At 75.9% G+C, this 14190-nt stretch carries 13 protein-coding genes; 3 read left to right on the top strand and 10 right to left on the bottom strand.

Going from position 1 to position 14190, the window contains the following annotated elements; all coding sequences use genetic code 11:
• Positions 1-8: 8 nt before the first annotated feature.
• The 7 genes from ACR807_RS24930 to ACR807_RS24960 form a co-directional block, all read right to left on the bottom strand.
• Positions 9-560, bottom strand: a complete 552-nt coding sequence (locus ACR807_RS24930; protein WP_438923825.1) for a cysteine hydrolase family protein — start codon at positions 558-560, stop codon at positions 9-11.
• Between the two features lie 51 nt (positions 561-611).
• Positions 612-1466, bottom strand: coding sequence for a hypothetical protein (locus tag ACR807_RS24935; protein ID WP_438923826.1), 855 nt, complete (start codon positions 1464-1466; stop codon positions 612-614).
• Positions 1467-1627: 161 nt separating this feature from the next.
• The gene (locus ACR807_RS24940; RefSeq protein ID WP_438923827.1) at positions 1628-2056 is read right to left on the bottom strand and encodes a hypothetical protein; all 429 of its coding nucleotides are present in this window, start codon (positions 2054-2056) and stop codon (positions 1628-1630) included.
• A gap of 78 nt (positions 2057-2134) precedes the next feature.
• Entirely contained in the window at positions 2135-2527 is a 393-nt protein-coding gene (locus tag ACR807_RS24945) for a hypothetical protein (protein WP_438923828.1), read from the bottom strand.
• Between the two features lie 274 nt (positions 2528-2801).
• A complete protein-coding gene (locus tag ACR807_RS24950; RefSeq protein ID WP_438923829.1) occupies positions 2802-6566 on the bottom strand; it encodes an nSTAND1 domain-containing NTPase in 3765 nt (1254 codons plus the stop codon).
• A gap of 107 nt (positions 6567-6673) precedes the next feature.
• A complete protein-coding gene (locus tag ACR807_RS24955; protein ID WP_438923855.1) occupies positions 6674-7843 on the bottom strand; it encodes a BMP family lipoprotein in 1170 nt (389 codons plus the stop codon).
• Between the two features lie 173 nt (positions 7844-8016).
• A complete protein-coding gene (locus tag ACR807_RS24960; protein WP_438923830.1) occupies positions 8017-9582 on the bottom strand; it encodes a nucleotidyl transferase AbiEii/AbiGii toxin family protein in 1566 nt (521 codons plus the stop codon).
• A gap of 206 nt (positions 9583-9788) precedes the next feature.
• Between ACR807_RS24960 and ACR807_RS24965 the strand changes: the two genes are divergently transcribed.
• The gene (locus ACR807_RS24965; protein WP_438923831.1) at positions 9789-10004 is read left to right on the top strand and encodes a winged helix DNA-binding protein; all 216 of its coding nucleotides are present in this window, start codon (positions 9789-9791) and stop codon (positions 10002-10004) included.
• A 12-nt stretch (positions 10005-10016) separates the two neighbouring features.
• On the opposite strand, the gene ACR807_RS24970 is transcribed toward ACR807_RS24965, so the two are convergent.
• The 3 genes from ACR807_RS24970 to ACR807_RS24980 are packed head-to-tail and all read right to left on the bottom strand — an operon-like array spanning position 10017 to position 12642.
• A complete protein-coding gene (locus ACR807_RS24970) occupies positions 10017-10676 on the bottom strand; it encodes a response regulator (protein ID WP_438923832.1) in 660 nt (219 codons plus the stop codon).
• Complete coding sequence (locus tag ACR807_RS24975) at positions 10673-11818, bottom strand: sensor histidine kinase (RefSeq protein WP_438923833.1); 1146 nt, start codon at positions 11816-11818, stop codon at positions 10673-10675. The genes ACR807_RS24970 and ACR807_RS24975 overlap by 4 nt, the downstream gene beginning before the upstream one ends.
• Entirely contained in the window at positions 11815-12642 is an 828-nt protein-coding gene (locus ACR807_RS24980) for a CPBP family intramembrane glutamic endopeptidase (protein ID WP_438923834.1), read from the bottom strand. Before ACR807_RS24980 ends, ACR807_RS24975 begins: the two co-directional genes overlap by 4 nt.
• A gap of 171 nt (positions 12643-12813) precedes the next feature.
• Here ACR807_RS24980 and ACR807_RS24985 point away from each other — a divergent pair, with 171 nt between their 5' ends.
• On the top strand, positions 12814-13254 hold the full coding sequence (locus ACR807_RS24985) for a hypothetical protein (protein WP_438923835.1): 441 nt from the start codon (positions 12814-12816) through the stop codon (positions 13252-13254).
• Positions 13255-13410: 156 nt separating this feature from the next.
• Positions 13411-14142, top strand: a complete 732-nt coding sequence (locus tag ACR807_RS24990; protein ID WP_438923836.1) for a GNAT family N-acetyltransferase — start codon at positions 13411-13413, stop codon at positions 14140-14142.
• The last annotated feature ends 48 nt before the right edge of the window (positions 14143-14190 follow it).

Here is a 14190-nt window from a genome sequence, read left to right on the forward strand (position 1 = left end):
GGACCGCCTCAGGCCAGGTCGCGGAACACCACCTCGGACGCCGCGAGCAGGCGCAGCGCGCCGCCGGGGTGGACGGCCCGGCTGAGGAGCCGGTTGTGCCGGTCGACGATCCGCTCGGCGTCCAGCCCCGCCTCGGGGTCGCCGGCGGCGGCCGGCGCGTGCCCGTCGCTGACCAGCACGACGTCCAGGCCGTGGCTCAGCGCGGACCGCGCGGTCGCGTCGACGCAGTAGTCGGTGGCCACGCCGGTCAGCACGACGGTGCGCACGCCCCGTTCGGCGAGCAGCGCGGCCAGGCCGGTGCGGTAGAACGCGTCGGTCGCGGTCTTGCGCACCACCACGTCCTCCGGTCCGAGGCCGAGGAGCGGGCTGAGCCGCGTACCGGGCACCTCCGGGCCGAACGCCGTCCCGGGCGGTCCGACCTGCCGCAACGCGACCACCGGCACCCCTTCCCGCCGCGCGGCGCGGGCCAGCGAGGCGATCCGGGCGACCAGCTCCTCCCCGCGCCACACGACCGGGACCAGCATCTCCTGCACGTCGACGATCAGCAGCGCGGCGGTCATGCCCGGGCAGCCTATCCGCGGTGCGCGACCCACGCCGCAGCCGTCGACCCCTTACTGCGGCGAGCCCGCCAGCTCCACCAGACCCGGCCGGTCGAGGAGGTCGAGCCGCTGGTCGCCCTGCGGGCCGGAGCGCGCGACCAGGCCCCGCCGCTCCAGCACCCCCAACGCCTTCCTGAGCCGGTCGGTCACCAGCGACCCCTTGCCCTTGGCCGCGAAGTCGCCCTTCTCCTCCACCGTCAGCGTCGGCGCGACCTCCCTCTTCCACACGTCCAGCAGGTCGGCGCGCGAGATCGACGTCGCGTCACCGGCCAGGTCCAGCACGATCCCGGCCAGCACGCGCCCGTGGTCGTCCTGCTGCGCCGCGCGGTCCCTGACCAGCTCCTCCACCGACGTGCGGCCGGTCGCGCCCGGCACGTCGAGCGTCGTCAACCGCTCCCACAGCGCCCGGTCCGCCCCGCTGGGCTCGCCCCCGCCGCCGAGCACGGCGGTCCGGTGGGCGTCGATCGCGGCACCCAGGGCGACCACCAGGCTCATCAGCTCGTCGCGGACGTCGTCACCGCGCAACCGCCGCACCCTGGCGGCGATCACCCGGAGCCGCTCCCGCACCAGGGCCTCGAAGTGCGCGGCCTTCTTGGCCCGCTCGCCGTCCTCGGCCAGCTCGCGGTCCCGGTCGACCCGGGTCAGCTCCCCCGCCGTCACCCGCGCCCGCGCGGCGTCGCGCTCGACCCGCCGGTGCTCGCGGTCCACCGCGACCCGGTCCAGCATCCCCAGCAGCACGCGCTCGGTCTGCTCGACGTACGCGTCCGAGGTCAGCAGCTCCCACGCCTCGGCGTCGTGGCTGCGCAGCGCGTTGTTGACGAACCGGTCCGCGGCGTGGTCGTCGTCGGGCTCGTACGGCAGTGCCACGTGTCAGTCCTTACGTCGTGCGGTGAGAAAGCCGGGCCGGGGCAGCACCGCACGGGCGGGACCCGCACGGGCTGACCGGCGCATTCTCCCAGCCCACCGCCGCGCACCAGGCCACACCCCCGTGCGCGCGCACCACCACGCCCGTCCCCCGCCCCTCCCGATCAGGGGTGGGCACCGTCCCGGACCGCCCGCTCCCGGCGCGGGCGGACGGACGCAATCGCCGCCGCCCCCAGCACCAGGGCGGGGAACACGAAGTACGGGGTGATGAACATCGCGAGGAACACGCCCCACCCCAGCACCAGCAGTGCCGCCGCGGCCGTGGTCGTGACGACGAACCTCCCGACCGCGTCCGCGACCACCGCCAACGCGCACGCCGGCACGGGCACGAGGAGGTAGGGCACCGCCCCGCCACCGTCGCGCACCGCGACCGGCAGGGCCGCGAGCGCCACCCCGACCGCACCCGCCAGGGCGACCCACCTCAGCACCCGCCCGACAGCGGGCGCGGGCGCGGCCCGACCGCGCAGGTACAGGACAACCGCCGCGGCGACGAACAACGCCAGGACCGCTCCGGTGATGGTGCCGACAGACATGGTCGCGCCTCCCGGTCCGACCATCCCAGCAACGCGCCCCCCGGGCAAGCACCACCCGCCGGGGCGCGGGTCGGCGTCCTAGCAGGAACCCTGGTGCCAACTCAGCTTCGTCACGGTCACCGGCAGGTAGAAGATGTTGCCGCCCGGGGGGACGCAGATCGTGTGGGACGACGTCGACCCGTCGGGCCAGGTGTAGGAGTAGCCGAGGTCGGCGTTGCGCGACGTGTAGTTGTAGAAGGTCAGCGCCGGGACGCTGCCGGACCACTCCCGGTCGGTCGCCAGGGACGGGGTCTCCACGGGGGCGGGCAGCGGGTGGGCCCAGTTCGGCCAGACGCAGAACGTGCCCTTCTGGCAGTTCCCGGGCGGCCACGCCTCGTCCGGCGTCCCGGAGGCGGTCGCCGACGCGACGGGGCCGCCGATCAGCAGGGCGGCGACGGCGGACACGGTGAGCAGAACGGACTTCAGCCGCATGATCTCCCTTTCCGGAAAGGAATTTCGGTGATCCACCCGGAAGCTACCGCCGGAAAGTTGAACGGTCAAGTATCCGGTTCGGGAGTGCCTGAAAGTACCCCCGGCACGACGTTCACCGAGACCGACAAATCGCTGACCAGCACCGGGACACCGGCGGAAGCGGTGCGGACAATCGATTTCCGGTAATTCGACGCGCGACCGGGACGCACCCGTCGCCTTTGTCGAACCCTTCCCGCTCCGGGCTGTTCCCACGCCCCGGCCGGGGGACCGCCGATCAACAGGTGCGGCGGTGGGCGACGTCGGGCGCGTAGGTCGACCACTGCCGCTCGGTGAGCCCTTCGCCGACGATCCCGCAGGCGATGTCGACCGGCCGGGCGACGATGTCGGTCAGCCGGGCGACGTCCCACAGCGCCGGGGTGTCGCCGCCGCTGATCGCCAGCGTCCGCCCGTCCGGGCCGAACAGCAGCGAGACGACGGCGATGGCGTGCCCGCGGATCGAGGTCAGCTCGCGCGGGTCGCGCGGGTCGGTGACGTCCCAGAGGAGCGCGGTCTTGTCGTAGCCGCCGGTGGCGAGGACCCGCCCGTCCGGGCTGAACGCCGCCGCGTACACCGAGCTCGCCTGCCCGCGCACGACCGCCAGCGGTTCGGGGCGGTCGGGGTCGGACAGGTCGAGCAACGTGGTCTTGCGCCCCTCCTGGGCGAGCGCGAGGATCTCGCCGTCCGGGCTGAACACCGCGGAGTAGGTGCTGTTCTCGTCGTCGTACGCGGCCCGCTCCCCAGGCCGGGTCGGGTCGCCCACGTCCCACACGACGGTGGTGGTGTCGGTGCTGCCGGTGACCAGCGTGCGCCCGTCTGGGCCGAACAGGACCGCGGAGATGCGGGCGGAGTGCACGCCCGCGGTGGCCAGGGCACGGGGGTGGGCGGGGTCGGCGACGTCCCACAGCTCGAACCGCCCGTCGTCGCCCCCGAGCGCGACGACGTCGCCCGCCGGGGCGAACCCGACGGAGGCGACGCCGCGGCGCCCGCCGGACAGCGTCGCGAGCCGGCGCGGCCGGGACCAGTCCGCGACGTCCCACAGGACGGCGGTGCGGTCGCCGCCGCCGGTGAGCAGCACGGTGCCTGCCCCGTTCGACGCCATCGCGAAGCCGCCGCCGTGGGCGGGGACCGTGGCCAGCGGGCGCGGCGCGCGCGGGTCGGCCACGTCCCAGGTGGTCAGCGCGCCGTCGGCGCCGCCGGTGGCCATCCGGTGACCGCCGGGGCCGAACACCAGCGAGGGCGCGCCGCCGCCGTGCCCGCCCAGCTCCCCGAGCCGCACGGGGTCGGCGTCGACGCCGGTGCGCCACACGACGGCGGTGTCGTCGCTGCCGCCGGTCGCCAGGTGGGCGCCGTCGTGGCCGAACGCGACCGTGAAGACGGGTTGCCGGTGACCGCCGAGCGTGTCGAGGCGTTCCGGGCGGACCGGGTCGTCGACCCGCCAGAGGATCGCGGTGCGGTCCTGGCTGCCGGTGACGACCGTGCGGCCGTCCGGGCTGAACGCGACGGCCCGGACGGTGCCGCGGTGCCCGGTGAGCCGGGACCGCCGCACGGGAGCGACCGGGTCGGTGATGTCCCACAGGATCGCGGTCTGGTCGGCGCTGCCGGTGAGCAGCGCCCGGCCGTCCGGGCTCGTCGCGACCGCCCAGACCGAGTTGCCGTGGTCGGGGAGGGTCGCGACGCGGCGCGGCGCGGTCCGGTCGGCGACGTCCCACACGAGCACGGTGCCGTCCTCGTTGCCGACGACCGCGACGGCGTCGTCCCGCCCGAGCGCGACACCCCGCACGGGTCCGCTCCGGTCGGCGGCCATCGACGCGAGCAGGCGCGGGGCCGCGGGGTCGGCGAGGTCCCACAGCCTCGCCCCGTCCTCCTCCCGCCCGGAGTTGTCCCACGTCCCGGTGAGCACCGTGCGGCCGTCCCGGCTCAACGCGACCGAGCTGACCCACCGGGGCTCTTCGCTGACCGAGCCGACCCGTCGCGGACGGGCGGGGTCGGCGATGTCCCACACGTCCAGCGACGGGGGACCGCCGGTGACCGCGGTGCGCCCGTCGCGGCTGATCGCCACGGACCACACGCCGCCCTCGACGTCGGCGGAACCGACGCGCCTCGGGCGGACCGGGTCGCGGACGTCCCACACGATCAGGGACGGGTCCACACCCCCGGTGACAGCGGTGCGCCCGTCGGGGGTGAACGCCACGGCGTGCACCGCGTCGGCGTGACCGGACAGGGTCGCGGCGTAGTGGTTGCCCATCAGGGTCTTCACGAGCCCGGCCCTGGCCTCGGGGCTCGCGTTGACGCCCATCGCCGCGACACCGAGCCGCAGCGAGGCGCCCGCCTCGGTGTCCCGGGCCGCCTCGGCCTGGAACAGCAGGCTGCGCCCGGCGGCGACGCGCTCGCTGTCCTCCGCGGCCCGTCTGCTGTCCTCGGCGTCGTTCCACTGACGGACCGCCGCACCCGCCGCCACCAGCGTGAGGACCAGGAGCGCGGCCAGGACGGCGACCAGCCGGCGCAGGCGACGCGTGCCGCTCCGCCGCGCGCGCAGGCTCGCGTCGAGGAACTCCCGTTCGAGCGCGGTCGGCGGCCGGGCGGAGCGCCGGACCAGCGCGTCGGCGTCGGCCAGCGGGGTGCCCCGGTACAGCAGCCCCGGGTCGCGCCGCCCGGCGGCCCACGTCCGCGCGGCGTCGCCGAGCCGCTGGTGGGTCACCAGCTCGTGCCGGTCCGCCTCGATCCACTGCCGCAACCTCGGCCAGGCGCTGATCAGCGCCTCGTGGGTGATCGCGACCGCGTCCTCGTCCGCGGTCAGCAGCCGCGCCCTCGTGAACGCCTCCAGCACCTCGGCGTCGGCCGCGCTGCCGACGAGGTCGTCCCGGGGCACCCGGACCCGCACGTCGGCGGTCCCCTCCCCGACCTTCACCAGCCGCGGCAGCAGGGAGGCGGCCCGGGGCCCGTTCTTCTCCCCCAGGTCCGCGAGGACCCGGTCCGCCGTGGCGGCGATCGCGCCGTCGATGCCCCCGGACGCCTCGTACCCCGCGACGGTCATCGTGCTCCCGTCGCGGTTGGACCACGTCGAGCGCAGGGCGTGGGCGAGCATCGGGAGCCGGTCCGCCTCGTACTCGCCGGTCGGCCCCTCCCCCGGTCGCCCGGCCGGTCCGCCGAGGTCGCGCAGGAGCACGTCGACCAGCCCGGGCTCCGGCGTCAGGCCCACCGCCAGCGCCGGGTTCCGGATGGCCGCCCGCAGGTCCCGTTCGGACAGCGGCCCGACCACCACCGGGTTGTCCTGCAACGCCGCCCGCAGCCGGGGGTGGCGGGCACAGGCGGCGAAGAAGTCCGCGCGCAGGCCGAGCACGACCAGCGCGGCGGCCCGCCCCGACCCGGCCGCCGCGAGGTCGCACAGCAGGTCGACGTACTCGGCCTGCGCGCGCTCGTCGGGGCAGACCGTGAACAGCTCCTCGAACTGGTCCACCACGACGACGAGGGTCTTCGCCCCCAGCGCCGCCCGGACCGCCGCGGCGCACGCGCCGGGCGCGAGGAGTTCGCCCGCGTCCCCGGCCGGTCGGCCGATGGCGGCGGCGACGGCGGTGGCGAACGCCCGCGCCGGGTCGCCCGCGGGCCGCCCGACCACCCGCGGCCAGTGCGCGGACCCGGGCAGCGCCCCGGCCTCGACGCGGGCCAGCAGGCCCGCGTTGAGCAGCGAGCTCTTGCCCGCGCCGGACGGCGCGACGACCACCTGCGGCCCGCCCGTCCGCGTCCGCGCGTCGAGCCGGCCGACGAGGTCCGCGGTCGCCCCGTCCCGGCCGAAGAACCACGGGGCCTGGTCGGGCGTGAACGCGTGGATGCCGGGGTACGGGCACTCGTCGACCACGGCGCCGGCGACCGCGCGGCGGACGCCGTCGCCGAAGTGGAGGTACTGGTCCCGCCCGACCTGGACCACGTGGGAACCGCCGGAGACCACCGCTTCCTGGTGGACGCCGTCGGACTCCCGCGGTGAGCCGCCCTCGCTGGTCAACACGCACCTCGCCCGGCATCGGATGCCCGTCTGTCGAGGGCGGCGCGGGCCCCGTTACACCTCCGGGGTGGTGTGCCGTCCGGGGCCGCCGGCGGCGGACCGCGGGACTACGGCTTGTCCGCGACCGTGATCCGGCCCTCGATGATCTGGGCCTTGAACCCTTCGAGGATGCCCTGCAACCGCGCGTCGACCCGGCCGCCCGACGTGGCGTAGCCGATGCCGTCCACCTTGAGGTCGAAGACCTCCGGCAGCGAGGCCAGGTCGTCCCGCGCGGCGGCCCGGATGAAGTCGTGCACCGCCACGTCGACGCGCTTGAGGCTCGACGCGACGATGACGTCCCTGCTCTCCGCGAGCGCCGGCTGGTTGTACTGGTCGGCGTCGCACCCGATCGCCAGCACGCCCGCCTGCTTCACCGCGGAGAAGACGCCGATGCCGGACGCGCCGGCGGCGGGGTAGAGGACGTCCGCGCCCTTGTCGATGAGGCCCTTCGCGGTCTCCGAGCCCTTCACCGGGTCCTGGAAGCCCGTGAAGTCGGTGGCCGGCGTGATGTACTTCTTCTCCACCACGACCTTCGGCGCGGCGGCCTTCGCGCCCTGGGTGAACCCGGCCTCGAACTTCCGGATCAGCGGGATGTCGACGCCGCCGACGAAGCCCACGTGGCACTTCCTGCTCTGGTACGCGGCCACGACGCCCGCCAGGAACGCCCCCTCCTGCTCGGCGAAGACCAGCGGGGTGACGTTGGCCGCGCCCTCCACGGCCGAGTCGACCAGGCCGAACCGGACGTCGGGGAACTCCGGCGCGACGACCTTCAGCGACTCGGTGTAGGCGAAGCCGACGCCGACGATCGGGTTGAAGCCCTCGCGCGCGAGCTGCCGCAGGCGGGTCTGCTTCACCGACTCGTCCTCGTTCGGGGCGGCGGAGAGCTCGCGGGTGTTCTCCTTCGCGACCCCCAGCTCCCCGATCGCCCGGTCGAACCCGGCGGCGGCGAGGTCGTTGAACGACGCGTCGCCGCGACCGCCGATGTCGTAGGCCAGCCCGACCTTCAGCGCGCTCCCGTCGACCTGCTCGCCCCCGGTCTCGTCCCGGGCGGCGCTGGTGGACGGGGTGGCGGACGGCGCGGCGGACGGTGTGGCGGGCGCGCTGGGCGGTGTCGCGAACTCGCAGGCGGCGCCGGTGGCGCCGGTCGTCCCGGTGGCGTCGCCGCCGGGGTCCTTCGCGCACGCGCTCAGCACCATGAGACCGGTCAGCGCGATCGAGGCGACAGCGGTGCCGAACACAGGACGGCGCACGGCTCGTCCCCTTCCTGCTCGTCGAGCGGACAGCCCTCCCCCCGATGGCCGGACCGGGGCGGGTGCGACGGACCGTACCTCTTCGGCGCGGCCGTTCGGACGAGCGCTCACCTGCTGGGAACGGCGGGCCGGCAGGTCAACGGGGCCGGCGGGTCAACGGGTCAGCGGACCAGCGGGTCACCGGACCGGCGGGCCAGCGCGTCCGCGAGCCTGCGCAGCCACGGCCCGGCGTCGCCCGCCACCCGGGGCTGCTCGGCGCGGAAGTTCTCCCAGTCGACGTCGAGTTCGAGCACGGACTCCGGGGTGAAGCCGTCGGCCCCGTCGCCCAGCTCGGGGCGGAGCAGGTCGCGGACGAGGTCCAGCGGCACCGCGGTGCGCTCGGCGAGCAGCACGGCGTCGTAGAGGTCCTTGCCCTGCGGGTACATGTCGGTCATCAGCCACTGGAGCTTCCAGGCCAGCGACAGGGCGGGCGACGCGGTGAGCACCCGCGTGCCCAGCGGCGGCACCTCGACGGCGACCGGCGCGTCGGGCAGGTCCTCGTTGAACACCAGGTCCACCTGCACGGCGCCCCCCGGCAGGCCGGCGGCGTCGAACGGGAACACCAGCCGCCGGCCCGGCACCCGCTCGTAGGTCCAGATGTGCTCGGCCACCACCCGGTCGGCGCGCAGCCCCGGACCGGGGTCGGCGGCGACGGCGGCCACCAGGCCCTCCAGCATCGCCCGCGCCTCCGGCCCGTCCGGCGCGAAGGTCTTCGGCACGACCACGAAGTCCAGGTCGCCGGGGTCGCGGGCGACGTCGCCGAGCCAGGCGCGCAGCGCGACGCTGCCGCGCAGCACCAGGTTGCCCGCCCACGGCGAGGCGGCCAGGACCGCGAGCACGTGCGCCATCGCGGCCCGCCGCGCGGCCGACCAGCGGGCCCCCTCGTCGGGGTCGCCGAACACCGGCTCGCCCGCCCGGTAGGCGTGGTCGAAGTGCTTGAGCGCCGGGTCGAACACCGGGCGCTGCCGGACGTCCCGCCCCTCGGCCGCCAGCGGCAGGAAGGTCGACGGCGCGCCGCGGCCCCGGGACGCCGTGCTGCCGAGCAGGTCGTCGCGCACGTCCTGCCGGTCGCCCCACCGGTCCGGGTCGAGCCACCCGCGGTCGACGTGCAGGGCGTCGTCGTGGACGACGTACTCCTCCTCGACCTCCAGCACCTCGTACCCGCCGCCGCGCAGCACGGCCAGCAGGGCGTCGAGCCGGGTCCGGGCGGTGGCGCGACCGACCCCGCGGCACCGCTGCGTGACGAACCGCTCCTCGCGCCGACCGCGCCGCCGCCGGGCGTTGCGCGACACGTTCGCCCCGGTCCCGCCGACCGCCCGCCGCAGCCGGTCCACCGCGTCGCGGTCGCCGGAGGGCAGCAGCACCTTCACGTGGTGCTCGAAGTACAGCTCGTCGGAGGCGTCCAGGTCGGACGCGGGCACGCCCTCGTTCCACGGCGCGGCCTCGATCTTGACCCGGAGCACCCCCACCCCCGCCGCCGCCAGGTCGGCCCGCCACGCCCCGGCGAGGCGGTGCAGGTCCTCCAGCGTCCCGCTGCCCGTGACCGTCAGCATCGGCTGGGAGGGGGTCTCGCCGCGGTCGAGCAGGATGTGGGTGAACTTCGCGCCCCGCCGGGCGGCGAACGCGGCCATCGCGTCCGCCTCCCGCGCGGAGCCGGTCAGGTGCACCTCGAAGTCGCCGGAGAACATCCCCCGATCCTGTCACCACGGCCGAGGAGCCCGACAACCCTTTTCCCGGCCGCCGACCGCGTCGTCGGTTTGATCGGTACTACCAACCACCCTCGGCAGGACCTCGCCATGAGTTCCGACGACGCGCTCGGAGACGCCCTCGTCCGGACGTCCTTCCGGGTGATGGCCGTGCTCACCCGCGTCGGCGCCGAGCACGACCGCCGCGCATGACCGACCTGGCGGCGTTCCCGGGGCTGGACGAGTCCACCATGTCCGGCCTCGTCGAGCGGGCCGAACGCCGGGGACTCGTGGCCCGGGACAGGTCACCGGCGGACCGCCTGGGCGCGGACGACCGCCACCTGCTCGCGCGCCTGCTCGGCACGGTCTCCGGCACGTCCACAGTGGACGAAGAACCGACCGGGCCGGCGGGCAGGCCCCTGTGAGCCGCGGGCGGCTCAGGCCACCAGGCCGTGCCGGTACGCGTAGACGACGGCCTGCACCCGGTCGCGGAGGTCGAGCTTGGTGAGGATGCGCGACACGTACGTCTTGACGGTCTCGTGGCTGATCACCAGCGTCGAGGCGATCTCGCCGTTGGACAGGCCGTCCGCGATGAGGCGCAGCACCTCCAGCTCGCGCGGGGCCAGCGGGACGTCGCCCGCACCACCCCCGACGGGCCGGATGCGCTCGGCGTACCGGCCGACGAGCTGACGGGTCACCTCCGGCGCCAGCAGCGCCCACCCGGTGGCGACGGTGCGGATGCCGTGCAGCAGCTGCGCGGCCGGCGCGTCCTTGAGCAGGAACCCGCTGGCGCCCGCGCGCAGCGCCTCGTACACGTACTCGTCCAGGTTGAACGTCGTCACCACGAGCACCTTGACGGGGTCCGCCACGCCCGCGCCCGCCAGCACGCGGGTCGCCTCGATGCCGTCGAGCACCGGCATCCGCACGTCCATCACCACCACGTCGGGGCGCAGGCGGGCCGCCAGCTCGATCGCGGCGCGCCCGTCCCCGCACTCGCCGACCACCTCCAGGTCGGGCTGGGCGCCGATGATCGTCGCGAACCCGGCGCGGACCAGCGCCTGGTCGTCGCACACCAGCACCCGCACCGGCGCGCTCACGACGGGCTCCCGGCCGGGATGCGGGCGCGCACGACGAACCCGCCGTCCCGCCCGCCCGCGCTGAACTCGCCGCCGAGCGCGCCGACCCGCTCGCGCAGCCCGGCGAGCCCCCGCCCGCCGCCGCGGGACGGCGCGGTGCGCGGCCCCCCGCCCTCGGTGCCGACCTCCACTACGATCTCGCTCCCCCCGTGCCGCACGCGCACCGTGGTCCGGCGGCCGTGCGCGTGCTTGAGCGCGTTCGTCAACGCCTCCTGCACCACCCGGTACGCCACCACCTTCGCGCTCCCCGCCGGCGGCACGCCCTCCTCGGTGAACTCGACCGGCTGCCCGGCCCGCCTGGTCTGCTCCACGAGCACGCCCAGCTCGCCGACGGACGGCGTGCGCGGGTCGGCGTCGTGGTCCGGGTTCAGCAGGTCGAGCAGGTGCCTCAGGTCCGCGATGGACCTGCGGCCGGTGTCGGTGATCGCGGCCAGCGCCTCGTCGAGGCGCTCCGGGGCCCCGCCCAGGTACCGCGCCGCCTCGGCCTGCACGACCATCGCCGTCACGTGGTGGGTCACGACGTCGTGCAGCTCGCGGGCGATGCGGGTGCGTTCCGCGAGCCGGGTCTCCCCGGCCACGCGGCGGCGGCGTTCCGCCTCACCGGCCCTGGCCAGCCGCAGCCACGCCCCGATCGCCCAGGCGGCGACCATCGCCAGGTAGAACGTCGTGAACCCGGCCACGCCCTCGGTCGACCCGTACCGGTCGAGCGCCACGGCCAGCGGCACGTACGCCGCGGAGACCAGCACGGCGACGGCGCGCCGGTGGTGGTCCAGGTGCAGCCCCGTGCTCAGCAGCGCGACGGGCAGCGCGGTGCCCGCGACCGCGTGGTAGCCGAGGAGCTGGTCGGCCGCGAAACCAACGGTCACCAGGGCGAGGCAGACCACCGGCCACCGCCGGCGCACGACCAGCGGCAGGCACTCCAGCGCGATCACGGCCACGGCCGACGCGTCCATCGGGCGGGTCGGCAGGTCGCCGAGCTGCGTCCCCCGGTCGTGCAGCGCGGGCACCAGCGAGGCGAGGGCGAGCGCGAGGGCGAGCGGGACGTCCCGCACCGTGACGTCCCACCGCCGCCACAGCTCCGGGAACCGCCGGAAGCCGATCACCCGGCGAGCGTAGCCGCGGCGGCGGGGCGGCGGCGCCGGGGCACCAGGGTGCCGCGGCGCCGGGCCAGCCACAGGAACGCGGCCGTCACCACCACGCCCGCCAGCACCGAGTACGCGCTCGCCTCGGGGCCGAACTCGCCGCCGCCGAGCAGGTACGGGCCGGACGTCACGCCGTCCAGCAGCCCCTGCGGGGTGTCCCCGCCCGACACGCTGGTGCCGAAGACGCCGCCCTGGGCGAAGTTCCAGCCGAAGTGCACCCCGATGGGCACCCACAGGGTGCGCGTGGCGGCGTAGGCGGCGGCCAGCACGAACCCCGCCTCGACGGCGATGGCGAACGCGGTCCACGCGGTGGCGTGCGGGTTGACCAGGTGCACCGCGCCGAACAGCAACCCGGTGAGCGCGAGCGACCCCACCGTGCCGACGCGCTCCTCGACGACGCGGAAGAGGACGCCCCGGAAGATCAGCTCCTCCGCCACGACGGCGGCGGCCGTGAACCCGAGCAACGCCACCGCGCCCGCCGGCGACCCCCACCCCAGCACCTCGTAGCCGCCGAGGAACGCGATGGTCGCGATGACGGCGGCGAACATGCCGGCCCCGATCAGCAGCCCCCGCCCGAACGCGGGCCCCGCCCCCCGCACGGCCACCTCGACCGGCTCCCGATGCTCGGTCCGCCGCACCACCCACGCGTACGCGCACAGCGACAGCGCCGCCGTCGCGAACCCGAACACCAGCGTGAGGGGCGCGTTCCACCCCGCCGCGCCGACGAGCGCGTTGCCGGCGAAAGCCATCAGCAAGACCACCCCGAGCTGCGTCAACAGCCGCATGACCACTCCTCGCGAGACCCCCGCGGCGGTAGCGCCGCGATGACCCGAACGCTAGGGGCGCGACGGCCCGGGAACATCACCGCGCGGTGGACACCCGCGGGTAGCTCGCAAGGGGGACACCCGCCCCGGTGCGGTGCGCGGGACCGGCGGCCGACAGGCTAGTTTGCCCGGATGAGCCTCCTCGATGACGTGGCCGAGCGCGACGGCTGGCGCTGCTGGGTGTGCGACGAACCGGTGGACCCCGACATGTCCGTGAACGACCCGCGGGGCCCCAGCGTCGACAGCCGGACCGCCGACCGGAAGGCCAAGGTCGCCGAACGGCTCGCGCACCGCGGCTGCAACACCCGCAAGGGCGCGGTCAAGGTGGTCATCGCCTGGCCGGACCGCCTGCACGTGGCCGACCCCGCCCCGCTGATCACCGTGGCCGGCCGGCTGGAGCGCAAGGGGGGCCGCGAGATGGTGGCCCGCTGCCCCACCGAACGGGACGCGCGGGAGGCGGCGGACTGGCTGGTGGACCGCTTCTCCCGCCTGGTGCCGGGCCTGCCGGTCACCGCGGACGTCCAGCCGGGCGGCGGCCAGTTCCTGGTGACCCTCTCCACCGGCCGCCGTTGAGCCCGGTGCGGGTGTCGCGGTTCGACCCGCGGACGGCGGCCGAGGGGGACCTGGTCGCCCACCACCGCGTGTCGGTGGCGAGCCGGGCCGCGGACCTGCCGCTGGAGGAGCCCGAGCCGTACGACGTGTTCGCACATCGGCCTCGTCGAGGTGGTCGTGGCCCCGGACGCGCGCCGTCGCGGGCTGGGCACCGAGGTGCTGCGCGCGGTGCTGCCGGAGGTGGCGGACCGGGGCCGCTCCACCGTCGAGGGGTGGAACGTGGTCGAGGGCGGCCCGGGTGAGCTGTGGTGCCGCGCGCTGGGGTTCCGCACCGTCCGGGCCGTGGCGGTGCAGCGACTGGTGCTCGCCGACGTCGACCCCGCGCGGTGGCCGGTCGGCGCCCCCGGCGGCTACCGCCTGGTGCGGTGGACCGGGGCGGCGCCGGACGACCTCGTCGCGTCCTGCGCGCGGGCGCGCGGCGCGATCCACGACGCCCCCGCGGGCGAGACGGAGTTCACCGCTCCCGAGTGGACGGTCAAGCGGGTCCGCGAGGCCGAGGCCGAGATGGCCGACCAGGACGCCGTGCAGCGGGTGGTCGCGGCGGTGAGCGAGGCCGACGGCGAGGTGGCGGGCCTGACGGAGGTCATCACCCTCCCCCACCGCACCGACGAGTGCTACCAGGGCGACACCGCCGTCCTCGCCGCGCACCGGGGCAAGGGCCTGGGCATGTGCGTGAAGGCCGACATGGCGCGGTGGCCGGCGTCCGAGATCCCCGGGTTGGCGCGGATCGAGACCATGACCGGCGTCGACAACACCCACGTGCTGCGCGTCAACGACCGCTTCGGGTTCACCACCCTGCGCGTGGAGCACGTGCTCGCCCACGACGTGGACGAGCTGCGGCACCCGTGACACCACGGCCGCGGGGAACCTGCTCGGGTGGGCCGCCGCGGTCGCCGG

It is taken from the genome of Saccharothrix sabaoui, from assembly GCF_051756985.1.
Taxonomy (GTDB): domain Bacteria; phylum Actinomycetota; class Actinomycetes; order Mycobacteriales; family Pseudonocardiaceae; genus Actinosynnema.